Origin of the sequence: Aeromonas sp. SrichE-2G, from assembly GCF_017939565.1 — a bacterium.
GTDB classification, from domain to species: domain Bacteria; phylum Pseudomonadota; class Gammaproteobacteria; order Enterobacterales; family Aeromonadaceae; genus Aeromonas; species Aeromonas taiwanensis.
Genome location: NZ_JAGKRG010000049.1, coordinates 80702 through 103177 on the forward strand (window position 1 = coordinate 80702; position 22476 = coordinate 103177).

The following is a 22476-nucleotide window of genomic DNA, read 5'->3' on the forward strand; positions in this document are numbered from 1 at the left end:
CCGGTTGGGACGGCACGCCGGTGCGCGGCGGCAGATCGCTTTTTTGCCCGTGGCTTCGCATCCCGCCTGTCGGCTTTGTGATACGATTGGCCCACGTTTTTTGCCTATGCCCTCTTCTCATGTCTCAATCTGATCTGGCTCACGTTGACGTGACTATCGTCGGCGGCGGTATGAGCGGCGCCGTGCTGGCCCTCTCCCTCGCCGCCCTCCGGGGACCGGACGGTGCCCCCCTGCAGATCCTGCTGCTGGAGGCGAGCGCCCCCGAGCTCAATGCCCATCCCGGCTTCGACGCCCGCGCCATCGCCCTCTCGGCGGGCACCTGCGAGGCCTTGACCCGCCACGGCATCTGGTCCCGTTTCGCCCCCCATTGCGCCCCTATCACCGACATTCACGTCTCGGATCGGGGCCACTGCGGCCAGGCCAGGCTGTCGGCGGCGGAATACGGCTTGCCGGCGCTCGGCCAGGTGATCGAACTCTCTGCCGCCGGCATCGAGTTGCAGCGGGCGCTTGCCGCCACCCCGCAGATACGGGTGTGCTGCCCGGCCCAGCTCGCACAGATTGACCCCGACGAAGAAGGGGTGACCCTGACCCTCGCCACGGACGAGCGCTATCGGACCCGGCTGCTGGTGGCGGCGGATGGGGGCAACTCCTTCGTGCGCCAGCACTTCAAGATGCCGGTCAGTCGCCACGACTATGGCCAGAGCGCCATCATCGCCACGGTGAAGACTGCCCAGGATCCCGCCGGGCGGGCCTTCGAGCGCTTCACCGAAGGGGGGCCGCTCGCCCTGCTGCCGATGCAGGAGGGGCTCTCCTCCCTGGTCTGGAGCCTGGCGCGGGACGAGGCACAGGCCCTGATGGCGCTGGACGACGCGGCGTTTCTCGCCCGCCTGCAGGAGGCCTTTGGCTGGCGCCTCGGGCGTTTCGAACGCACCGGCGTGCGCCACCTCTATCCGCTGGTGCTGACGGTGGCCGATTATCCCCTGGCCCAGCGCACCGTGCTGGTGGGCAACGCCGCCCATCTGCTGCACCCCATCGCCGGTCAGGGCTTCAACCTCGGCATGCGCGACCTTGACCTGCTCACCCGCGCCGTTGGCCAGGCGCTCCTTGTGGGGGAGGACATCGGCAGCTTCGAGGTGCTAAACGGTTACTGGCAATCGCGCCGGGAGGATCAAGCCCAGACCGTCTGGCTCACCTCCTCCCTGGCCCAGCTCTTCTCCAACGGCCACGCTCCCCTGGTGGCGGGGCGCAACCTGGCGCTCTCCCTGATGGGACGACTGCCCTGGCTCAAGGCGCCGCTGGCTTCCCGCACCCTGGGGTTCGTCACCGACGTGTGCCGGCCATGAGGCGCCGCCTGGCCCGGTGGACACGACATATCGAAGAGGCGCGCCCGCGGGCGTGGCTCCGCTGATCCCGGTGATCAGCCACGAAAGGACATAAGAGAATGCAGATGCAAGAAGTAGATGTGGTGATCGTGGGGGGCGGCATGGTGGGCCTGGGGCTGGCCGCGGCCCTCAAGAACCGTGCGCTCAAGGTGGCCATCGTGGAGGGGCAGCTGCCGGATCCCGCGCTGGGCGAGGCGCCGGACAACAGGGTCAGCGCCCTGAGTCTGGCCAGCCAGCGCATCCTGCAGGGGGTCGGCGCCTGGGCCGGGATCGAGGCGCGCCGCCTGCAGCCCTACGAGAATATGGCGGTGTGGGAGCAGGACAGCTTTGGCCAGATCGCGTTCGACGCCGCTACCCTGCGTCAGCCGGCGCTCGGCCACATCGTCGAGAATCGGGTCATCCAGCTAGCGCTGCTGGAGGCCATCGAAGGGGCCAGCAACATCCGGCTGCTGACGCCGGCCCGGGCCAAGAGCCTGCAGAGCGGTCCAGCGGGATCCCTCCTCTTGCTCGAGGATGGCCAGGCCATCTCGGCCAGACTGGTAGTGGCCGCCGACGGTGCCCACTCCTGGGTGCGCCGTCAGGCCGACATCCCGCTGACCAGCTGGGACTATGGCCACCACGCCCTGGTGGCGACGGTGCGCTGTGCCGAGCCCCACGAGGCGGTCGCCCGCCAGATCTTCACCCCCCAGGGGCCGCTCGCCTTCCTGCCCCTGTGGCAGCCCGATCTCTGCTCCATCGTCTGGTCGGTGCCCGCCGCCCGGGCCGAGGCGCTGTGCGCCTGCGATGACGACGCCTTCAATCGCCAGCTCACTGCCGCCTTCGACGCCAGGCTCGGGCTGTGCAAGGTGGAGGGGGCCCGCAGCGCCATCCCGCTTACCGCCCGCTACGCCCGTGACTTTGCCCGCGAGCGTCTGGTGCTGGTGGGGGATGCGGCCCACACCATACACCCGCTGGCGGGGCAGGGGGTCAATCTGGGGTTGCTGGATGCGGCGGCCCTGGCGGAGCAGATCCTCGGGCACCACGGCATGGGGGCGGACATCGGTCTGCTCGCCAACCTGCGGGGTTACGAGCGCTGGCGCAAGAGCGAGGCCGCCCGCATGCTGGCGGCGATGGAAGGGCTCAAGCGGCTGTTTGCAGGCAGCAACCCCCTCAAGAAACTGGTGCGCGGGGTGGGGCTCTGTGCCGTCGACGGGCTGGGTCCCCTCAAACAGGGCGTGGTCCGGGCGGCCATGGGGCTGGAAGGGGAGCTCCCCGCCCTGGCCAAGGGTGAAAAAATCTAATATTACTCCGGTATTTTAACAAGAAAACTAATCTGACAAGGCTGCATACCCTTTCGGGGTGTCAGCCTTTAATGTTGGCAATCAGCGAAACGTTTTTCTGTAAATTGTGACGAAGCGGTTAAAATCAACATTAAATCTTGTTGATGTGCGGTTTGCACTGTTTTTATCACTGTTTTTGCCTTAGTGTCTGGTGTCAGTGTATCGGATGAGGATTAGTTTTTTTTGAGCGGCGCCACGGCGCGCTTGTCATATAATCCGCACCGTTCAAGGAATCACTCCTGCCCGCCCGGGCGGGAACGAGCACAGAGCTTGTGGTCCGTTTTTCCCGACGAGCCGGGGCGGATTGCGAGTGTTGTCGCGAACGCTTAAGGAAACACAGCGATGATCCAGACTACTGTATTGCATCCCAAACACCTGGAAGCGGGTGCCAAGATGGTGGACTTCCACGGTTGGGAGATGCCCATCAACTACGGCTCCCAGTTGGAAGAGCACCACGCGGTGCGCACCGATGCAGGCATGTTCGATGTCTCCCACATGACCATCGTCGATTTGACCGGCGAGCGGGTCAAAGCCTTCCTGCAACACCTGCTGGCCAACGACGTGGCCAAACTCACCGTCTCCGGCAAGGCCCTCTACAGCGGTATGCTGACCCCGGAAGGCGGCGTCATCGATGACCTCATCACCTATTATCTGACTGATACCTTCTACCGCCTGGTGGTGAACTCCGCCACCCGCGAGAAGGATCTGGCCTGGATCCGTCACCACGCCCTGGACTTCGGCGTGGACGTGACCGAGCGCCCCGAGCTCGCCATGATCGCGGTGCAGGGGCCGAATGCGAAGGCCAAGGCGGCCAAGGTGTTCAGCGCCGAGCAAAATGCTGCGGTTGAAGGCATGAAACCCTTCTTCGGTGTGCAGGCCGGCGAGCTCTTCATCGCCACCACCGGCTACACCGGTGAAGATGGCTACGAGGTCGTGGTGCCGCAAGAGCAGGCGTGCGATCTGTGGCAGGCGCTGCTGGACAACGGCGTGGCCCCCTGCGGCCTGGGCGCCCGCGACACCCTGCGCCTCGAAGCGGGCATGAACCTCTATGGCCAGGACATGGACGAGTCGGTCTCTCCGCTTGCCGCCAACATGGCCTGGACCATCGCCTGGGAGCCGAGTGATCGCGCCTTCATCGGCCGCGCCGTGCTGGAGGCCCAGAAGGCCGCCGGCAACCAGCCCAAGCTGGTGGGTCTGGTGATGGAAGAGAAGGGCGTGCTGCGTGCCGGCATGCCGGTCACCTTCACCAGCGAGAGCGGCGAAGTGCGCGAAGGGGTGATCACCTCGGGTTCCTTCTCGCCGACCCTGGGCTACAGCATCGCCCTGGCGCGGGTGCCACGCGATATCGGCGCCGAGGCCCAGGTCGAGATCCGCAAGAAGCTGGTCACCGTCAAAGTCACCAAACCGGCGTTCGTGCGCAACGGCCAGCCATTGGTGTAATCATTCATTGCGGCGAAGGCAGTTCCCTTCGCCGAACCGTTTTTGTTGAAGCGATCCAAGAGCATAAAGGAAGCACAAATGAGCCATATCCCGAGCGAACTGAAATATGCCACCTCCCACGAGTGGGTCCGTGTTGAAGCCAACGGCGAAGCCGTGGTCGGTATCACCGAGCACGCCCAGGATCTGCTGGGTGACATGGTGTTTGTCGATCTGCCGGAAGTGGGCAAGCAGGTGAGCGCCGGTGAAGACTGCGCCGTGGCCGAGTCCGTCAAGGCCGCCTCCGACATCTACAGCCCGGTGAGTGGCGAGATCCTGGCCGTCAACGAAGAGCTGGAAGGCAGCCCCGAGCTGGTCAACTCCGATCCGTACGGCGCTGGCTGGCTGTTCCGCATCAAGCTGGACGACGCGGGCGAGCTCGCCAACCTGCTGGATGCCGACGGCTACCAGAACGTGGTGGACGAAGAGTAATGCCCCCGGGCCCTGCCAACACAGCAGGGCCCTCTTGTATGCTTGCCATCCTGCGGCCATGGAGGTTGCAGGAAGGGCGCAGCCTTTGCGCCTGCGGGATGCCCCTGCCGCATCCCCCGTCTGCCCGCGGCGGACACAGAACATGAGTGGAGCCGGTATCAGCCGGCTACAGGAACATCAGGTCTTGGTTATCAGAACGTCATGCCAGGACTTAATTACCAGGAAATAGGGAAATGACCCAGTCACTGTTTGAACTCGAGCAAAAAACCGATTTCATCCGCCGTCACATCGGCCCGGGTGAGGAAGAACTGCGGGCCCTGCTCGCCACCGTGGGCGCCGAGAGCCTGGACGATCTGATTGAGCAGACGGTCCCCGCCGCCATCCGCCGCCCGGGGCCGCTCGGGATCGGCGCCCCCATGACAGAAGTGGAAGCCCTGGCCAAGCTCAAGGGCTATGCCGCCAAGAACCAGATCGCCAAGAGCTACATCGGCATGGGGTATCACGACACCCACGTGCCCCACGTCATCCTGCGTAACGTCTTGGAAAACCCGGGCTGGTACACCGCCTACACCCCCTATCAGCCCGAGCTGGCCCAGGGCCGTCTCGAAGCCCTGCTCAACTTCCAGCAGCTGACCCTGGATCTGACTGGCATGGATCTGGCCAGCGCCTCCTTGCTGGATGAAGCCACCGCCGCCGCCGAAGCCATGGCGCTGGCCAAGCGCATGGCGAAATCCAAGTCCAACACCTTCTTCGTGGCCGACGACGTGCACCCCCAGGTGATCGACGTGGTCAAGGAGCGCGCGGTGCACTTCGGGTTCGACGTGGCTGTGGGCCCCGCGAGCGAGGCGGTGAGCGAAGAGGTGTTCGGTGCCATGTTCCAGTACCCGGGCACCACCGGCAACGTGACCGATCTGTGCGCACTGATCGCGGCGGTCCAGGCCCAGAAGGGACTGGCCTGCGTCGGGACCGACATGCTCTCCCTGCTGCTGCTCAAATCCCCGGGTGAACTGGGTGCCGACGTGGTGTTCGGCAGTGCCCAGCGCTTCGGCGTGCCCATGGGCTACGGTGGCCCCCACGCCGCCTTCTTCGCCACCCGCGACGCCTACAAGCGCTCCATGCCGGGCCGCATCATCGGCGTCTCCAAGGATGCCCGCGGCAAGGCCGCCCTGCGCATGGCCATGCAGACCCGCGAGCAGCACATCCGCCGCGAGAAGGCCAACTCCAACATCTGTACCGCCCAGGTGCTGCTGGCCAACATGGCGAGCTTCTACGCCGTCTACCACGGCCCGGTGGGGCTCAAAACCATCGCCTCCCGCGTACACCGTCTGACCACCATCCTGGCGCTCGGCCTCAAGGCCAAGGGCGTGGCCCTCAAGCACGACAGCTGGTTCGATACGCTCACTGTACTGGCAGGCGACAAGGCTGCCCTGATCGCCAAGGCCGAGGGGCTGGGCATCAACCTGCGTGCGGATCTGGATGGCGCCGTGGGCGTCTCCCTGTCTGAGACCACCACCCGCGGTGACGTGGCCGAGCTGTTCGAGCTGTTCCTGGGGGCGGGCCACGGCCTGGATATCGAGGCCCTCGACAAGGCGGCCCAGGGCCATCAGGGCATCCCGCAGGATCTGCTGCGCACCGACGCCGTGCTGACCCACGAGGTGTTCAACAAGTACCACTCCGAGACCGAGATGCTGCGCTACATCCACCGTCTCGAAGCGAAAGATCTGGCGCTGAACTACGCCATGATCTCGCTCGGCTCCTGCACCATGAAGCTCAACGCCACCGCCGAGATGATCCCGGTGACCTGGCCCGAGTTCGGCAAGCTGCACCCCTTCGCGCCGCTCAAGCAGACCCAGGGCTACCAGCTGCTGCTGGCAGACCTTGAGGATTGGCTGGTGAAGGTGACCGGTTACGACGCGGTCTGCATGCAGCCCAACTCCGGCGCCCAGGGCGAGTACGCGGGTCTGCTCGCCATCAAGAAGTACCACGAGTCTCGCGGCGAGGGGCATCGCGATGTCTGCCTCATCCCGGCGTCCGCCCACGGCACCAACCCGGCCTCCGCCCAGATGGCAGGCCTCAAGGTGATCGTCACCGCCTGTGACAAGGCCGGCAACGTGGATCTGGACGACCTGCGTGCCAAGGCCGCCGAGGTGGGAGATCAGCTCTCCTGCCTGATGGTGACCTACCCCTCCACCCACGGGGTGTACGAAGAGACCATCAAGGAGGTGTGCGACATCGTGCACCAGTATGGCGGTCAGGTGTATCTGGACGGCGCCAACATGAACGCGCAGGTGGGCCTGACGGCACCGGGCTTCATCGGGGCGGACGTCTCTCACCTCAACCTGCACAAGACCTTCGCCATTCCTCATGGCGGTGGTGGTCCGGGCATGGGCCCCATCGGCGTGAAGAAACACCTGGCACCGTTTGTGGCCGGTCACGCCGTGGTCAAGACCGACAAGGAGAGCCGTGACAACGGCGCCGTGTCGGCCGCACCGTTCGGCTCGGCCAGCATCCTGCCCATCAGCTGGATGTACATCGCCATGCTAGGGGACGAGGGGCTGAAGAAATCCACCCAGGTCGCCATCCTCAACGCCAACTACCTGGCCAAGAAGCTCGGCGAGTCCTTCCCGGTGCTCTACACAGGTCGCAATGGCCGGGTGGCCCACGAGTGCATCCTGGACATCCGCCCGCTCAAAGAAGCCTCAGGCATCAGCGAGATGGACGTGGCCAAGCGCCTGATGGACTACGGTTTCCACGCGCCGACCATGAGCTTCCCGGTGGCGGGTACCCTGATGGTCGAGCCGACCGAATCCGAATCCAAGCGCGAGCTGGATCGCTTCGTGGAAGCCATGACCGCCATTCGCGCCGAGATCGCCAAGGTGCAGGACGGCCACTGGAGCCTGACCGACAACCCCCTGGTCCATGCCCCGCATACCCAGGATGACGTGATGGACGGTGAGTGGAATCGCGCCTACACCCGTGCCGAGGCGGTCTTCCCGTCCGACGCCGTGCGCGCCAGCAAGCTGTGGCCGTCGGTGAACCGCATCGACGACGTCTATGGCGATCGCAACCTGTTCTGCTCCTGCGTACCGACCGAGGATTACGCCAACTAAGCGGCGTGCAGTGAAGGGCTGACAGCCAATACGCACAAGGCCACCCCCAGGGGTGGCCTTGTTGTTTGTAGACGTGGTTGTGAAGAGTGCGCTGGCACAAATAATTAAAGCTTTGCAGAAGTTGCCGGCGAGAATCGTACTATCCAAAGTCAGTTTCATTTGGTTTCATTATGTGGAGTGCACATTAACGTCAAAAATGAGGTGGGGAGATGATTCACCTGAGAAAGCTCGCTGTTTACGAACGCTCTAAAATCGCCCAAGATCCGATGACGGCTTCGGAGGTGCTGGTTGCATTGACGAGTGATGAAGATCCGCAGGTTCGCTACTACTTGGCCCTCAATCCAGCGACTCCTATCGAGGTTATGATTGAGCTGGCGGGTGACGATGATGACGACGTTAGCCGGATTGCATCTAGCAACCCAGCTCTCCCGCCCGATACGTTCATGGCACTGGCAGAACACACAAATGTAGTGACTCGCGTCACTGTGGCCAGAAACCGCTCAGCCCCGCCTGAGGCGTTAGTAATGTTGGCGTGTGATAAGGATAAGCATGTTCGTCGTGGCGTCAGCTGCAATCCAATTACACCGATATCTATATTGGATATGCTAGCCAATGACGCAGAGGAGGATGTTCGAGCGGGCGTGGCCTGCAATCCAACAACGCCCCCTGATTTGCTTGATCGGGTTCTGAGCCTGACGAGCCCTGATGAAGTGAAGATCTTGATGGCTGCGGCAAGCAATCCTTCTATGTTGCCAGATACTGTGTGCAGGCTGGCGGCTGATGAGAGACCTCTAATCCGTATGGCGGCAGCGGGCAATCCCATACTGCCTGTTAATCAGATGGTCGAACTGGCTTGTGATGAGGATACACATGTTCGCAAAGCTCTCCTCCATAACCCCACCTTACCAACTCAGGTTTTGCTCAAATTGGCAAGTGATGAGGATAAATATGTCCGACGAACCTTAACTGAGCATCCGTCTTTGCCTGCGGAGGTGCTACTCCAACTCGCCTTGGATGAGGGGGAGGAAGCGCGTTACGCCCTGGCACTACCTAATGTGCTGCTTAAACTAGCCTGTGATGAGGATAATGATGTTAGAGAGCCCCTTATCATTAACCCTCTCTTAACCGCGATGGTTCGGAACAAACTTAATAGAGTCGAAATGCCCTATATTGGAGATAGGGATGTTCGAATGGCTTTAATCAACCACCATGCCGTATTTCCACAATTGTTACTGTTTTTAGCTTTGGCAGATAAAAACTCTGAGGTGAGAGAGTCTGCGCGGTTATCAGCACAAGTAAAGCCGAATATATTCTGGCAACAAAAAATTAGGGCAATAGCGACGGAAAATATGATGCACGAAGCAATGTTTTCTGCTAAGGCGTCTATGGAACAAGCCATTTTTAATACACTACTCATAGCAAAAAAAGAGTTTTTAAGCGTAAGCCATCTATTGAGCTGCAATCCTCGACTGGATGCTAATTGCTTATATTGATGTCATTTTACGGCGTTAATTTTATAAGCATGGATATTTGCTGTAAAATGTTCAGGCACATCGATAATGGGATTTTTGAAAACGGTATTTATATGTCATGGGATTTATTTTTGTAAATAACATGCTGGAGGGTTCTAAGATGTTGAAACCTGATGTACTTCACTCCATTTTAAAGGGCGCGGCAGAAAGAGGTGAGCTGGTCACTTTAAGTACCGTAGTACAGAGTGTATTTGTGAGGTTGGTGAATGGTCTCCCTCCTTACGTTGAAATAAAAATTAAAATAAACGATGAAGCCAAGCTTAAACAGTTCCGTCAGGAGCTTAGTGTCGAGCTATGTACGCTATACCATATCGATATTGCTGCCAATAGACTGCCACTCAGTGCTTTGTTCGTTTGCGAAAAAGATCATCAGCCTGGACCACCGCTCAGAAAACTTATGGAGTCAACTTATGGATTAGAGTTTGCTACTGATGTAGAATGGTGTGCCCATTGGCGTGACATAGTTAACTCAATCTACAAACAGTACCAAGAGGATTTTTTGACTATCTTGTGATGGAAATCACGTAAGTTGCTATTGTTACTTTAATGTTCTCCTACGACCATATAAAGTTAATTTTGAGAATGCAGGTCGGTGTGTTTAGGTCCAAGCATAAAACATTTATTGTCAGGGATTAGGGATTAGGGATTAGGGATTAGGGATTAGGGATTAGGGATTAGGGATTAGGGATTAGGGATTAGGGATTAGGGAATTGATGCGACATATAGCATGCGTGGTCATCATCCGCAGGTGCAGCCTAAGACGATAGTGAATTTTTCCCCACGTATGCAGATAGAGAGGTTTCTTTGCATTCCGTTGTTGATACCATAAATCTCAGTAATAAAAATAGTTATTTCTTTTATCGTAAAAATAATAATAGGTATTCGACGTTTAGGGTCGTAACAATTTTCATGGATATATATTTGACATTCTTTATTTATAATGAGGCTTATGATGGAACATCACGTTTTTATATCAAAACAAGCAACTGCACAGTTGATTCTCAATGGATTCGAGGCATTTGTTGTTCAGCACAGTGGTCAGCGACGTAGTGGTATAGAGATCCATGCCTCGGTCTATGGAACAGTAAAACAAGGAAAAAGCAAAACCAAATATCAAGTTGAATTTATTTCCGTGGATACCACAGCAAACATGAAAGCTGGTTCAGTAGCATTCAAGGGTGAGACACAATATCTGAAAGAACACTTGGCTAAGCAAATCGGTTTTGAAAGAATTGGTGGAGTTCACACTCATCCATATCTTGCTCATGAAGGGGATATGAATTTTATAAGAAAGGAAGGGTGTGATTTTTCTCCTGGAGATTTAAGTTACGTTGTCGAAGAGTTGGGTAGCCAGAAAAATTTACGTGTAGTGGAATTTTTGTTAACAATAAAGCAGAATCAGAGAGAAAATACAAAGCGAGATGGAACTCTTGATGATCAAAAGAATGTATTTGAATTTTCAGTGGGAAATTGTAAATGCTTTATTAGAGCGCAAGTATTCTCTCTTAATGAGAATAATGAGCTAAATTACGAAGATACGATTCTGGAGGAGGAGTTTTTCAAAAATTTTGAACACCTTTTTGCAGATTTTGGTCGTGTAAAACCTAAAGATGGTCGTAAGCATATATTGGAATATAATTACTAATTAATCTTCCTTGCGGTTCATGTAGCTACTTTATAAAAATGGGATATATTTTTGGTGATGCTGCCAATGAGTTGATGTTTCGATATTTTGAAGTGGAGATAATGACCAGATTTGTTTATAAAAATACCAAAAATCTGTTCCACTTATTGGCGGCATTACTCAGTGGCATGCTGACCATAAAGGATCTCGTCGAGTCACAGAAAATTATTATAACCCAGATGAAAATAGATTTTTATTGTTTTAAATACGCGCTAAAGCATGTCGGTTTTTTACTAAACTATGGTTTTTTAACAAATGAATAAATGGTGATAAAATGTTCCCAGAAGATCTAAGTGTCGAACAGCTAAAGCAGGGACTAAGTGAATTAAATGAAAATGCTCGTTCTTATATTGCCAGTTATGAATTTTCGCCGTTTAATGCGCTGTCTATACTAGCTGAGGATGATAGCCCGCTGGTCAGATCTGGGGTTGCCTCAAATCAAGCTGCCACAATAGAGTTGCTAACAAAATTAGCAAAAGATCCGCATGAAAGGGTTCGAAGAAGGGTGGCAGAGAACAGCATCACTCCACGCGATGTATTAGTTACTTTAGCGGTGGATAAGGAATCATCGGTTTGTGCAGCAGTAGCAGGAAATAAATCAACACCTATTAACATGCTTGTGCATTACTCTAAAAGTGATAATTTGTCGGAGCGTTTAAGTGTGGCGAAAAATATGGCTGCACCAGTTAATGTATTGATGAGCTTGGCAAGTGAAGAAAATGAGGATATACGTTGCGCCATTGCATCTAATCCATCCTCACCGTCCGAAACATTGATTCATTTATCTAATGACAAAAGTTTATCTGTTCGGTATTCATTATTTGAACACCCATCACTACCCATTAATGCCTTGTATGTTTTGTCTTATGATAATGTCGAGAATATTAGGGAGCTAGTTGCTAAAAATCTCATAACCTCACCCAATATACTTACAATGCTTTCAAATGATCAAAGTGCCAATGTTCGTATTTGCGTAGCGGAGCATCCTGTTACTCCACCTGAAATACTGTCTAAGATGATTGAGGACAGTGACCAGTGGGTCAGACAATCTGTTGCTAGGCATCCACGGACAACCTCAGAAGCGTTGGAAATATTGGCATTTACAGATCAAACAAAAATAATGCACGAACTAATAGCACAACACCGCAATACTCTACCAGAGACTTTAGAAAGGCTCGTTTGGCATGTAGGGAATAGTGGGCATTATGGATATAGCTCAGTTTTGTACCATGTCGCTATGCATCCTATGGTACCTGCTAAGCTAGTTGAAAAATTGTCCGACATTGCCTTAAATGATTATTTCATTGATAGTAATAAGTTGAATGATCTGAAAAAGTTACTGTGATTTATATCCATCTGGTATTGTTGCCCAAGCCAGACCCAGCCAGATAAATTTGGATGGCAGCGCGAGTTCCAAGGGTTTGAAGCCGTATTACCACACCTTTTTGTGGGCAACTGTCAGGTGAATATCATCTCCATACAGGCGGAGCCGCTAGCACTGCGGTGTCTCGATGGCGGCAATTTCAGTCTTGCCCATCTGCATCATGGCCTCGAAGGCGCGCCTCGCGGCGGCAGGGTCGGGATCGGTGATCGCCTCCATCAGGGCCAGGGGGGTGATTTGCCAGGAGATGCCCCACTTGTCCTGGCACCAGCCGCATTCGCTCGCCTGACCGCCGCTCTCGATGAGGGCGTGCCAGTAGCGATCCGTCTCGGCCTGGGTCGTCGTGGCGACCTGAAACGAGAAGGCCCAGCCGTGGCTGACGCCGGGCCCGCCATTGAGGCCGAGGCAGGGGATCCCCATCACCCTGAACTCGACCGTCAGCACATCCCCTTTCTTGCCGGCGGGGTAGTCGGCCGGGGCGCAGTGCACTGCATAGACTGCGGAGTCGGGGAAGGTTCGGGCGTAGAAGTGCGCCGCCGCTTCGGCATCCCCGTCGTACCAGAGGCAGATCCGGTTCTTTGCTGCTTGCGTCATTTTATTTCTCCGTTGAAAACAGCGGGGCCGTTGCCGGCCAGATACTGCTATGGGGAGGGAGTGGCGGCCGATGCGGCCGCCGTGTCGGTGGCCTGTACGGCGGCACTGAGCTGCAGCTTGAATTGATCCAGCTGCGCTCTGGCCTGTTTGGCCTGTTCCGCCTGGAGTTTTCCGGTGGTTGCCGCCGTGCTGACCAGTTCGCCGCCGCACCCGGTCAACAGGGCAGCGATAAGCGGCAGCAGGTATCTGGATGTCGACATGGATCCCCCATGGCCTGGTGGTCAACAGTGTGCGCCTCCCTCGGCGAGGCCGTTCAGGGTTGAGTGTAGTGCCAGAGTGAACATGGACGCTTGAAGGGGGTCGCTCCCTTCCGTCTCACTCCGTCATTGGCCAATGCCTTATCACTGTGGCCTCTGCCAGGTTCAAGCCTTGTCCAGGCTTGAATACCCTGCTCTGCGGTCTGGCTGTCACGACCACTCTGCCAGTTCCCGATGAACCCATGCTCAAGGGGGGATCACCAAGGCACAGTGCATGGCACGTGCCGATGCTGAGGGTGCTGACTCTGGCCAGGTCTGTTGTTGTGTGGCAGTCAAGTGCCCTCATGCGGTTGCCCCGACGCTGGATATTGGTGCAGGATGCCTGAACGGCATCATGCAAATCCGCGTGATCCACCACAAGGAGCGAGCGATGGACAGCACCCAGCGATTCTCGACCCGGGTCGAGGCCTATGTGAAATATCGCCCCGGCTACCCGGCGGCCATGCTGGATTTTCTGGCAAGCAACTTGGACATGGGGCCCCAGACCCAGGTGGCCGACATCGGGGCCGGCACCGGCATCCTGACGGCCCTGCTGGCCCCCCGGGTACAGAAGGTGTGGGCGGTGGAGCCCAATGACGAGATGCGCGGAGCTGCCAGGCGGATGCTGGCTGACGTGGGCAACATCGGCTGGCTGCACGGCAGTGCGGAGGCCACCGGCCTGCCGACGGGCTCGGTGGATCTGGTGACGGTGGCCCAGGCGTTTCACTGGTTCGATCGCGCTGCCTTTCGGCAGGAGTGCCAGCGCTTGCTCAGACCCGGTGGCCGGGTCGCCCTCATCTGGAACGATCGGCTGATGAACACCGACTTTCTCAAGGCGTACGAGGAGGGGCTGCACGCCTATTCGGGAGACTACGAGGAGGTCAATCACCGCAACCTCGGCGAGGCGGATTTTCGCGCCTTCTTCACCGGGGAGTACCGGCTCGATCGCTTCGAGAACAGCCAGCTGTTCGATCTCGACGGGGTGCTGGGGCGGCTCAACTCCTCCTCCTATGCGCCTGTCGTCGGCACCCCGGCCCACGATCAAATGACGGCGCTCATCCGCCGCGAGTTCGAGCGCCATGCGGTGAACGGCAAGATAGCCTTCAACTACAGCACCCTGGTCTACAGCGGCCGGGTATGAGGCCGGAGATGACAAGGCCCTCGCCACGGGGGCGAGGGCCTTGTGTTCAGTGGCTGGCTCTCGCATCGGGATGATGCGAAGCAGCCTGTCGCAGGGGACGGTGACGCTAGCCTTTATCGATGCCGAGGATGGTCATGGCCTTGGCCAGGGTATCGACCGATTCCTGATGCTTGCCCGCCTTGTGCAGGTTCTCTCCGTCCGCTCTCAACTGCTTCACCTCGGCCAGCTGTTCGGCACTGAGGGCCGGGCCGGCGGCCAGGGCATCATCGATCTTCTTCATGTCCATGGGACAGTGGAAGGCGAGGACGCCGCCGGAGAAGAGCAGGGCGGTCAACAACAGCATGAGTCTCATCTTGACGATCTCCGTGATGGAACCCGTTAAGCATAGTCCCGGGCTGGCAGGCGGGTTGAAGTGGACGGGAGGCCGGGGCTACCATGATCCTTTCGCCACGAGGAGGTTCCATGACGATCAGACGATTGTTCTCCCCCCTGACCAGCCTGGTGATATTCATTCTGGGTCACGGCCTGTTCAACACCCTGCTGACGCTGCGCCTGTCGGCGGAGGAGGTGTCGGCCCAGGCCATCGGCCTGGTGTCGGCCGCCTACTTCGGCGGGCTGGTGCTGGGCGCCTTTGTCAACGCCCGCCTCATCATCCGGGTTGGCCACATCCGGGCCTATGCGGCCTATGCTTCCCTGCTCTGTTTCCTGTTCCTGCTGCACGGCATGGTGGTCGAGCCTGTCACCTGGGCGGTACTGCGACTGGTGGGGGGCTTCGCCACCGGCGGCCTGTTCGTGGTGCTGGAGTCCTGGATGCTGGTCTCCAGCACCCCGGCCAACCGGGGGCGTCTGATGTCTCTTTACATGATCCTGCTCTACGGCTCCCTGGCTCTGGGCCAGCAGCTGCTGAAGTGGGTGGATCCCATGGTGCTGACCCCCTTCGCCCTGTGCGCCATGGCGGCGACCCTGTCGGTGGTGCCGCTCGCCCTCTCCCGGGTGGCGACCCCTGCCATGGTGGCCCCCCAGGCGGTCGGGGTGCGGGAGCTGGTGCGGCTGACCCCTGCGGGGATGGCGAGCAGCTTTACCTCCGGTCTGGTGCTGGGGGCCATCTATGGCCTGTTGCCGCTCTATTTCGCCGACAGCGGCGCCTCTCTCGCCCGGGTGGCGGACATGATGGCGCTGGTGATCCTGGGGGGCATGTGCCTGCAATACCCCATCGGCCGGATGTCGGATCGCTACGACAGGCGGGGGGTGATCCTGCTGCTCTGCGCCGTGCTGACCCTGCTCGCGATCCTGATGGTGTTGCTGCCGGATGCCTGGCGCGGCCCCGTCGAGGGGAGCCTGGTGTTCCTGCTGGGGGGCATGGCGTTCTCCATCTATCCCTTGAGCCTCAGCCACGCCTGCGACGAGCTGCATCCGGATCAGGTGCTGGGGGCCAATCAGGGGCTGCTGCTCGCCTACAGCCTGGGGGCCATGATAGGCCCCTTGCTGGCCCCCTTCGTCATGGGGTGGTTCGGGCCGCAAGGGTTGTTCGTCTACTTCGCGCTGTGCGGGTTGCTGCTGTCCGCCTATCTGGAGTGGCGCAGGAGGCAGCGGGCGCCCATCCCCCTGGCCGAGCACCAGGTCTTCATGCCGGTGCCGCCCAATACCCCCATGACGGCGGAGCTTGAGCCCAGAACGGATCTGGACGGGGAGGCGGTCCCCACGAGCTATGCCACGCCGGAGCCCGCAGCGCCTGAACCAGAGGCGAGCGAACCGGAAGAGGCCAAGTGCTGAACCTGGTGATTCACCCATAAAAAAACCGACTCCCTGGAGTCGGTTTTTTGTTGGCCTGAAGAGGATTATCAGGCAGTCACGGTGTCGGCCTGGGTGGCCTGGGCCTCCGGAGCCGGGGTGCGAATGAGGTAATCGAACGCACCCAGGGCAGCGGTAGCACCAGCCCCCATGGAGATGATGATCTGTTTGAACGGCACCGTGGTGGCGTCCCCTGCGGCGTAGACGCCGGGCAATGAGGTGGCACCCTTGGTGTCGATCTCGATCTCGCCAAAGCGGGTCAGGGCAATCTCGCTCCCTTTCAGGAACTCGGTGTTCGGCACCAGACCGATCTGGACGAAGATGCCGGCCACCGCCAGGTGCTTGATTTCCCCGGTGGTGCGATCTTCGTAGTCCATGCCCACCACCTTGCTGCCGTCCCCGATCACTTCTGTGGTACGGGCGCTCATGATGATGTCGATGTTGCCCATGGAGCGGGCCTTCTTCTGCAGCACCTCGTCGGCACGCAGGGTATCGGCAAACTCCACCACGGTGACGTGTTCGACGATGCCGGCCAAGTCGATGGCCGCTTCGATGCCGGAGTTACCGCCACCGATCACCGCCACGCGCTTGCCCTTGAAGAAGGGACCGTCGCAGTGGGGGCAATAAGCCACGCCTTTGGTGCGGTACTCGAGCTCACCCGGCACGTTCAGGTCGCGCCAGCGGGCACCGGTCGCCAGGATGACGGCGCGGCTCTTCAGGGTGGCGCCGGAGGCGAGATCCACGTTCACGTAGCCATCCTTGCTGATGGCGGCGGCACGCTGCTCGGTGATCACTTCCACGCCGTACTGCTTGACGTGCTGCTCCAGGCTGGCGGCCAGCTTGGGGCCCTCGGTGTAGGGCACGGAGATGAAGTTCTCGATGCCGACGGTGTCCATCACCTGGCCACCGAAACGCTCGGCGACGATGGCGGTGCGGATGCCTTTGCGGGCGGCATAGATGGCGGCAGCGGCGCCGGCCGGGCCACCGCCCACGACCAGCACGTCGTAGGGAGCTTTTTCGCTCAGCTCAGCGGCCTTACGCTCGGCGGCGCCGCTGTCGACCTTGGCCAGGATCTCTTCCAGGGAGATGCGGCCCTGGCTGAACGGCTGACCGTTCATATAGACGTTCGGGACTGCCATGATCTGGCGCTCGTTGACCTCGTCCTGGAACAGGGCGCCGTCGATCATCACGTGCGTGATGTTCGGGTTCAGGGTCGCCATCAGGTTCAGGGCCTGTACCACGTCCGGGCAGTTGTGGCAGGAGAGGGAGATATAAGTCTCGAAGTGGAACTCACCCTTCAGATTCCTGATCTGCTCCAGCACGGCCGGATCGGCCTTGGAGGGGTGGCCGCCGCTTTGCAGCAGGGCGAGCACCAGGGAGGTGAATTCATGACCCATGGGGATGCCGGCAAAGTGCACGCGCGGGGCTTGGCCCTGGGACGCGATGCTCATGGAAGGCTTGCGGGCGGCAGTGCCAGAGGTCTGGGTAATCTTGGGGGACATCTCGGCGATCTCGGTGGCCAATGCCAGGAGTTCGGCGGATTTGTCGCTGTCGTTGCCGGACACGCTGATCTCGATGGGATTGACGATGTACTGCAAGTAACCGTTGAGCTGTTGTTTGAGGTTGGTATCTAACATGGTCGAATTCCTTCTTGCTGAATGCGGGTCGGCGATATGACTGAATACAGTAAAGGCTGGGCCGAAAAGCAGGCCGTTGCCCTTGAGCCAGGCCGGAAAACAGACCGGCCCTTGAACGGGCCGGTCTTTAGAGCGGGGAGGCTTAGATTTTGCCTACCAGATCCAGGGACGGGGCCAGAGTGGCTTCGCCTTCTTTCCACTTGGCCGGGCAGACTTCACCCGGGTGAGCGGCAACGTACTGGGCAGCCTTGACCTTGCGCAGCAGCTCCAGAGCGTCACGACCGATGCCGCCAGCGTTGATTTCAACGATCTGGATGACGCCGTTCGGGTCGATAACGAAGGTACCGCGGTCAGCCAGGCCAGCTTCTTCGATCATCACGCCGAAGTTGCGGGTGATGGTGCCGGTGGGGTCACCGATCATCGGGTACTGGATCTTCTTGATGGTGTCAGAAGTGTCGTGCCAGGCCTTGTGGGTGAAGTGGGTGTCGGTGGAGACGGCGTAGATCTCGACGCCCAGCTTCTTGAAGGAAGCGTAGTTGTCTGCCAGGTCGCCCAGCTCGGTCGGGCAAACGAAGGTGAAGTCAGCCGGGTAGAAGAACACCACGGACCACTTGCCTTTCAGGTCAGCGTCGGACACCTGAACGAATTTGCCTTCGTGGTAGGCGGTAGCGTTGAACGGCTTGATTTCAGTGTTGATGTAGGTAGACATGTATTTGCTCCTTGGTGATGTACATATGCCTGTCTGGTGTTGAGTCTTGTGCCAGACGAGGCGCTTAACTTTCGATGGAGGCATCATAGTGGCTTTTTCTAATCGGTCAAAGCCACAATTTTGAATCACATAAATCTATTTATTAGATAAACCATCGCAACTGTACCTGACATGAATATCTCAGGCCTGCAGAGATAACTCATTGTCGAAGTTCAATTTCTGTCCTCCATGTCACATTTTCAAGGCCCGGGTGGGATCTTGTTTTATGTGGCGGGGTGGGGAAGGGGTGGCGGGAGAGGAAAAACGCGGACAAAAAAATCCCGGCGCGGTCGCAAGGACAGGGCCGGGTCATCAAACAAGGAATGGCGATATAAATGCTTTACAGCAAAGACTAACTACGGGGTGTGCAAACTTGCGGATATATGAAGAGAAGACGTCGGGTGCACAATCCTTATCTCCTCTTCGGCAACCATTGCATGACGGGTATCTTATTGTGATGAAGATCACATTGCAAGTTTGTGGTGTAATTTTTCAGTCAAACTGAAAGTGTTTCAGTCTTATAGCCGTTTAAATAGGCTGAAAACGCTTTTATTGTAATTTTATTACAGTTTTTTGTGATCAAAAGTCGGTGGGGGGCTCCTGTTCTTCCATCAGCTCCAGCAGGTTGATGGCCACCGCGATGAAATCCGACTCGGTGACGATGCCGATCAACTTGCGCCCCTTGAGTACCGGCAGGCAGCCATATTTGTGGCGCTGCAGATAGAGTGCCGCCTCCTTGATGCCCGCATGGGGATCCACGCTCGCCACCTGGCGAGTCATGATCTCGTCGAGCTGGACACTGTCGGTGAATTCCGCCTCCCGCTCCGGGTTGATCAGCAGCAGCTTGGACTCGCGGGTGGCCAGGATGTCGGAAAGGGTGACCAGGCCCAGCAGGTGGTGGTGCTCGTCGACGATGGGGATGTGGCGGATCCGCTCCTGCTGCATCAGCTCCATCGCCTGCTTGACGCTGTTCTCCGGACCCAGGGTGAAGGGATGTTCAGTCATGATCTCGGATAGGGTCATCATGGTGGGCCTCCTTGTGTATCTGCTTTCACCCTAGCCCAGCCCCGGCGGGCAGAACATGATCAGGGTCAATACAAAAGAGTAAAGGTTTTTTAACGGGGCTTGTCTCACAGAATTGCCCGCTATCCCTTGTCTGCCTTGGGTTTTTAGTCTTTTGGGTTGCCTTGCAAGAGGGGGATAACTAGACTAGCCGCCGATTCCCCCGAGGTGAAAGATGCAAGTATCCGATTTTCATTTTGATCTGCCAGACGAGCTGATTGCCCGCTACCCGATGGCGGAGCGGACCGCCAGCCGCCTGCTGCAGCTCGACGGTCAAACCGGCGCCCTGCGCCACGGTCACTTTGTGGACGTGCTTGACCAGCTCAACCCCGGCGATCTGCTGGTGTTCAACAATACCCGGGTCATCCCCGCGCGCATGTTTGGCCAGAAGGCCAGCGGCGGCAAGCTGGAGGTGCTGGTGGAGCGCATTCTGGACGAGCACAGCGTGCTGGCGCACGTCCGCTCGTCCAAGTCCCCCAAGCCAGGCACCCGCCTGATCCTGGATGCCGGTGCCGACGGCGTGCCCGTCGAGGCCGAGATGCGCGCCCGTCACGACGCCCTGTTCGAGATCCACTTCCTGGACCCGCGCCCTGTGCTGGAGATCCTGGAGGCCATCGGCCACATGCCGCTGCCGCCCTATATCGATCGCCCCGACGAGGACGCCGACAAGGAGCGCTACCAGACCGTCTACAACCAGAAGCCCGGTGCCGTGGCGGCGCCGACCGCCGGCCTGCACTTCGATGAGGCGCTGCTTGAACGGATCCGCGCCAAGGGGATAGAGACGGCCTTCGTCACCCTGCACGTGGGGGCGGGCACCTTCCAGCCGGTGCGCGTCGACAAGATTGAAGATCACCACATGCACTCGGAATATGCCGAGGTCCCGCAGGAGGTGGTGGACGCCATAGCCGCAACTCGTGCCCGTGGTGGTCGTGTCGTCGCCGTGGGGACCACCTCGGTGCGATCGCTCGAGAGCGCGGCCAAGGTGACCCTGGCCCAGGGCAAGCCGCTGGCGCCCTTCTTCAGCGACACCGACATCTTCATCTTCCCGGGCTACGAGTTCCAGGTGGTCGATGCGATGATCACCAACTTCCACCTGCCCGAATCCACCCTGATCATGCTGGTCAGCGCCTTCGCCGGCTACGACAACGTGATGACCGCCTATCAGGCCGCCGTGACCGGGCAGTACCGTTTCTTCAGCTACGGGGACGCCATGTTCGTCACCCGTCGCCGGGCGCAGGCTTAAACCTCGCCCTTCAGAAGCCGTTCAGGGACTGCTTGTCAGTATCCCGGCCGGCTTCTTTTTTCCGGGCCCATCGGGCCCTCCGTTGTCAGACTGTTTCTCTGACTGATAGAGGTAGCAATGAAATTTGAACTGAAAACCACCGATGGCCGTGCCCGTCGCGGCCAGCTGGTATTCGAGCGCGGCACAGTGCAGACCCCGGCCTTCATGCCGGTCGGCACTTACGGTACCGTCAAGGGGATGACCCCGGAAGAGGTGCGCGACACCGGCGCCCAGATCCTGCTCGGCAACACCTTCCACCTCTGGCTGCGCCCGGGTCAGGAAGTGATGCGCGCCCACGGCGATCTGCACGACTTCATGAACTGGCAGGGGCCCATCCTGACCGACTCCGGCGGTTTCCAGGTGTTCAGCCTGGGTCACATCCGCAAGATCACCGAGGAGGGGGTACATTTCCGCCATCCCATCAACGGCGAGAAGATCTTCCTCGACCCCGAGAAGTCCATGGAGATCCAGTACGATCTGGGCTCCGACATCGTGATGATCTTCGACGAGTGCACCCCGTACCCGGCCACTTATGAAGAGGCGCGCAAGTCCATGGAGATGTCCCTGCGCTGGGCCAAGCGCTCCCGGGACAAGTTCGATGCCCTGGGCAACAAGAACGCCCTATTCGGTATCATCCAGGGCTCCGTCTACGAGCCGCTGCGGGATGTCTCCCTGGACGGCCTGCTGGAGATCGGCTTCGACGGCTATGCGGTCGGTGGTCTCGCCGTGGGTGAGCCCAAGGAAGATATGCACCGCATCCTCGAGCACGTCTGCCCGCGTATTCCGGCGGACAAGCCGCGCTACCTGATGGGGGTGGGCAAGCCGGAGGACCTGGTGGAAGGGGTGCGCCGCGGCATCGACATGTTCGATTGCGTCATGCCGACCCGCAACGCCCGCAACGGCCATCTGTTCACCACCGATGGGGTCGTCAAGATCCGCAACGCCAAGTACCGGGAAGACACCAGCACCCTGGATGCGGACTGCGACTGCTACACCTGCAAGAACTACACCCGCAGCTATCTGTACCATCTGGACAAGTGCAACGAGATCTTGGGTGCCCGTCTGAATACCATCCACAACCTGCGTTATTACCAGCGCGTGATGCAGGGTTTGCGGGACGCGATCGAGCAGGGTAAATTAGACGACTTTGTAACTGAGTTTTACCGTCGGCAAGGGAAGCCTGTGCCTCCACTGGCTGAAAATGACGTGAAATAACAACGACATATAAGTTAGTTTTCAAATCTACATCAATAAGAGGTTGTTAAATGAGCATTATCTCCAAGGCGTATGCAGAAGGCGCGGCTCCGGCAGCACAGGGTGGTGGCATGGAAATGATCATCATGCTGGCCGTGTTCGGTCTCATCTTCTATTTCATGATCTACCGTCCCCAGGCCAAGCGTGCCAAGGAGCATCGCAATCTGATGAGCTCCCTCTCCAAGGGCGACGAAGTGCTCACTTCCGGTGGCCTGGTCGGCAAGATCGCCAAGGTCTCCGCCGATAGCGACTACATTGTGCTGGCCCTGAACGATCAGACCCAGGTCACCATCAAGCGTGACTTCGTCTCTGCCGTTCTGCCCAAGGGTTCTATCCAGTCCCTCTAATCTCCCGA

General features: G+C 58.6%; 20 protein-coding genes. 14 read left to right on the plus strand and 6 right to left on the minus strand.

Translation table 11 applies throughout. The features are described 5' to 3' along the window. Window positions 1–119: 119 nt before the first annotated feature. From ubiH to J9885_RS15340, 9 genes are all read left to right on the plus strand, one after another. Entirely contained in the window at window positions 120–1343 is a 1224-nt protein-coding gene (gene ubiH / locus J9885_RS15300; protein WP_210549952.1) for a 2-octaprenyl-6-methoxyphenyl hydroxylase, read from the plus strand. Window positions 1344–1441: 98 nt separating this feature from the next. After that, window positions 1442–2662 carry an FAD-dependent 2-octaprenylphenol hydroxylase gene (locus J9885_RS15305; protein ID WP_210549953.1) on the plus strand — a complete coding sequence of 407 codons (1221 nt, stop codon included), beginning with the start codon at window positions 1442–1444 and terminating at the stop codon, window positions 2660–2662. A 381-nt stretch (window positions 2663–3043) separates the two neighbouring features. Further along, window positions 3044–4141: a glycine cleavage system aminomethyltransferase GcvT gene (gcvT, locus tag J9885_RS15310; RefSeq protein WP_210549954.1), complete on the plus strand. Its 1098-nt coding sequence runs from the start codon at window positions 3044–3046 to the stop codon at window positions 4139–4141. Window positions 4142–4219: 78 nt separating this feature from the next. Next, entirely contained in the window at window positions 4220–4609 is a 390-nt protein-coding gene (gene gcvH, locus J9885_RS15315; protein WP_042076214.1) for a glycine cleavage system protein GcvH, read from the plus strand. A 233-nt stretch (window positions 4610–4842) separates the two neighbouring features. Next, entirely contained in the window at window positions 4843–7719 is a 2877-nt protein-coding gene (gcvP, locus tag J9885_RS15320; protein ID WP_210549955.1) for an aminomethyl-transferring glycine dehydrogenase, read from the plus strand. Between the two features lie 209 nt (window positions 7720–7928). Further along, window positions 7929–9212 (plus strand): hypothetical protein, encoded by a 1284-nt coding sequence (locus J9885_RS15325; protein WP_210549956.1) that lies wholly within the window; start codon window positions 7929–7931, stop codon window positions 9210–9212. A 139-nt stretch (window positions 9213–9351) separates the two neighbouring features. Continuing rightward, on the plus strand, window positions 9352–9765 hold the full coding sequence (locus J9885_RS15330) for a hypothetical protein (protein WP_210549957.1): 414 nt from the start codon (window positions 9352–9354) through the stop codon (window positions 9763–9765). Window positions 9766–10203: 438 nt separating this feature from the next. Beyond that, window positions 10204–10896, plus strand: coding sequence for a hypothetical protein (locus J9885_RS15335; protein WP_210549958.1), 693 nt, complete (start codon window positions 10204–10206; stop codon window positions 10894–10896). 313 nt (window positions 10897–11209) lie between these two features. Beyond that, window positions 11210–12280 carry a HEAT repeat domain-containing protein gene (locus J9885_RS15340; protein WP_210549959.1) on the plus strand — a complete coding sequence of 357 codons (1071 nt, stop codon included), beginning with the start codon at window positions 11210–11212 and terminating at the stop codon, window positions 12278–12280. 147 nt (window positions 12281–12427) lie between these two features. On the opposite strand, the gene J9885_RS15345 is transcribed toward J9885_RS15340, so the two are convergent. Then, window positions 12428–12910, minus strand: coding sequence for a VOC family protein (locus J9885_RS15345; protein ID WP_210549960.1), 483 nt, complete (start codon window positions 12908–12910; stop codon window positions 12428–12430). A gap of 47 nt (window positions 12911–12957) precedes the next feature. Next, a complete protein-coding gene (locus J9885_RS15350) occupies window positions 12958–13170 on the minus strand; it encodes a hypothetical protein (RefSeq protein ID WP_210549961.1) in 213 nt (70 codons plus the stop codon). 427 nt (window positions 13171–13597) lie between these two features. Here J9885_RS15350 and J9885_RS15355 point away from each other — a divergent pair, with 427 nt between their 5' ends. Next, window positions 13598–14347 carry a class I SAM-dependent methyltransferase gene (locus tag J9885_RS15355; protein WP_210549962.1) on the plus strand — a complete coding sequence of 250 codons (750 nt, stop codon included), beginning with the start codon at window positions 13598–13600 and terminating at the stop codon, window positions 14345–14347. Window positions 14348–14453: 106 nt separating this feature from the next. On the opposite strand, the gene J9885_RS15360 is transcribed toward J9885_RS15355, so the two are convergent. Continuing rightward, entirely contained in the window at window positions 14454–14699 is a 246-nt protein-coding gene (locus J9885_RS15360) for a hypothetical protein (RefSeq protein ID WP_210549963.1), read from the minus strand. Window positions 14700–14809: 110 nt separating this feature from the next. Between J9885_RS15360 and J9885_RS15365 the strand changes: the two genes are divergently transcribed. Then, window positions 14810–16120 (plus strand): MFS transporter, encoded by a 1311-nt coding sequence (locus J9885_RS15365; RefSeq protein ID WP_210549964.1) that lies wholly within the window; start codon window positions 14810–14812, stop codon window positions 16118–16120. A 68-nt stretch (window positions 16121–16188) separates the two neighbouring features. Here the strand turns inward: J9885_RS15365 and ahpF are convergent, their stop codons facing one another. The 3 genes from ahpF to J9885_RS15380 form a co-directional block, all read right to left on the minus strand. Further along, the gene (gene ahpF, locus J9885_RS15370; RefSeq protein ID WP_210549965.1) at window positions 16189–17775 is read right to left on the minus strand and encodes an alkyl hydroperoxide reductase subunit F; all 1587 of its coding nucleotides are present in this window, start codon (window positions 17773–17775) and stop codon (window positions 16189–16191) included. Between the two features lie 142 nt (window positions 17776–17917). Then, entirely contained in the window at window positions 17918–18484 is a 567-nt protein-coding gene (ahpC, locus tag J9885_RS15375; RefSeq protein ID WP_043759863.1) for an alkyl hydroperoxide reductase subunit C, read from the minus strand. A 618-nt stretch (window positions 18485–19102) separates the two neighbouring features. Next, entirely contained in the window at window positions 19103–19549 is a 447-nt protein-coding gene (locus J9885_RS15380; protein ID WP_134697227.1) for a CBS domain-containing protein, read from the minus strand. 211 nt (window positions 19550–19760) lie between these two features. Between J9885_RS15380 and queA the strand changes: the two genes are divergently transcribed. From queA to yajC, 3 genes are all read left to right on the plus strand, one after another. Beyond that, a complete protein-coding gene (queA, locus tag J9885_RS15385) occupies window positions 19761–20828 on the plus strand; it encodes a tRNA preQ1(34) S-adenosylmethionine ribosyltransferase-isomerase QueA (RefSeq protein ID WP_210549966.1) in 1068 nt (355 codons plus the stop codon). 117 nt (window positions 20829–20945) lie between these two features. Next, a complete protein-coding gene (gene tgt, locus J9885_RS15390) occupies window positions 20946–22082 on the plus strand; it encodes a tRNA guanosine(34) transglycosylase Tgt (RefSeq protein WP_043759869.1) in 1137 nt (378 codons plus the stop codon). Between the two features lie 50 nt (window positions 22083–22132). After that, window positions 22133–22468 carry a preprotein translocase subunit YajC gene (gene yajC / locus J9885_RS15395; RefSeq protein ID WP_010675070.1) on the plus strand — a complete coding sequence of 112 codons (336 nt, stop codon included), beginning with the start codon at window positions 22133–22135 and terminating at the stop codon, window positions 22466–22468. The last annotated feature ends 8 nt before the right edge of the window (window positions 22469–22476 follow it).

Bases quoted from the DNA above. Each gene is read 5' to 3' on its own strand.
- ubiH (WP_210549952.1), top strand. From the start codon at position 120: ATGTCTCAATCTGATCTGGCTCACGTTGACGTGACTATCGTCGGCGGC.
- J9885_RS15305 (WP_210549953.1), top strand. From the start codon at position 1,442: ATGCAGATGCAAGAAGTAGATGTGGTGATCGTGGGGGGCGGCATGGTG.
- gcvT (WP_210549954.1), top strand. From the start codon at position 3,044: ATGATCCAGACTACTGTATTGCATCCCAAACACCTGGAAGCGGGTGCC.
- gcvH (WP_042076214.1), top strand. From the start codon at position 4,220: ATGAGCCATATCCCGAGCGAACTGAAATATGCCACCTCCCACGAGTGG.
- gcvP (WP_210549955.1), top strand. From the start codon at position 4,843: ATGACCCAGTCACTGTTTGAACTCGAGCAAAAAACCGATTTCATCCGC.
- J9885_RS15325 (WP_210549956.1), top strand. From the start codon at position 7,929: ATGATTCACCTGAGAAAGCTCGCTGTTTACGAACGCTCTAAAATCGCC.
- J9885_RS15330 (WP_210549957.1), top strand. From the start codon at position 9,352: ATGTTGAAACCTGATGTACTTCACTCCATTTTAAAGGGCGCGGCAGAA.
- J9885_RS15335 (WP_210549958.1), top strand. From the start codon at position 10,204: ATGGAACATCACGTTTTTATATCAAAACAAGCAACTGCACAGTTGATT.
- J9885_RS15340 (WP_210549959.1), top strand. From the start codon at position 11,210: ATGTTCCCAGAAGATCTAAGTGTCGAACAGCTAAAGCAGGGACTAAGT.
- J9885_RS15345 (WP_210549960.1), bottom strand. From the start codon at position 12,910: ATGACGCAAGCAGCAAAGAACCGGATCTGCCTCTGGTACGACGGGGAT.
- J9885_RS15350 (WP_210549961.1), bottom strand. From the start codon at position 13,170: ATGTCGACATCCAGATACCTGCTGCCGCTTATCGCTGCCCTGTTGACC.
- J9885_RS15355 (WP_210549962.1), top strand. From the start codon at position 13,598: ATGGACAGCACCCAGCGATTCTCGACCCGGGTCGAGGCCTATGTGAAA.
- J9885_RS15360 (WP_210549963.1), bottom strand. From the start codon at position 14,699: ATGAGACTCATGCTGTTGTTGACCGCCCTGCTCTTCTCCGGCGGCGTC.
- J9885_RS15365 (WP_210549964.1), top strand. From the start codon at position 14,810: ATGACGATCAGACGATTGTTCTCCCCCCTGACCAGCCTGGTGATATTC.
- ahpF (WP_210549965.1), bottom strand. From the start codon at position 17,775: ATGTTAGATACCAACCTCAAACAACAGCTCAACGGTTACTTGCAGTAC.
- ahpC (WP_043759863.1), bottom strand. From the start codon at position 18,484: ATGTCTACCTACATCAACACTGAAATCAAGCCGTTCAACGCTACCGCC.
- J9885_RS15380 (WP_134697227.1), bottom strand. From the start codon at position 19,549: ATGATGACCCTATCCGAGATCATGACTGAACATCCCTTCACCCTGGGT.
- queA (WP_210549966.1), top strand. From the start codon at position 19,761: ATGCAAGTATCCGATTTTCATTTTGATCTGCCAGACGAGCTGATTGCC.
- tgt (WP_043759869.1), top strand. From the start codon at position 20,946: ATGAAATTTGAACTGAAAACCACCGATGGCCGTGCCCGTCGCGGCCAG.
- yajC (WP_010675070.1), top strand. From the start codon at position 22,133: ATGAGCATTATCTCCAAGGCGTATGCAGAAGGCGCGGCTCCGGCAGCA.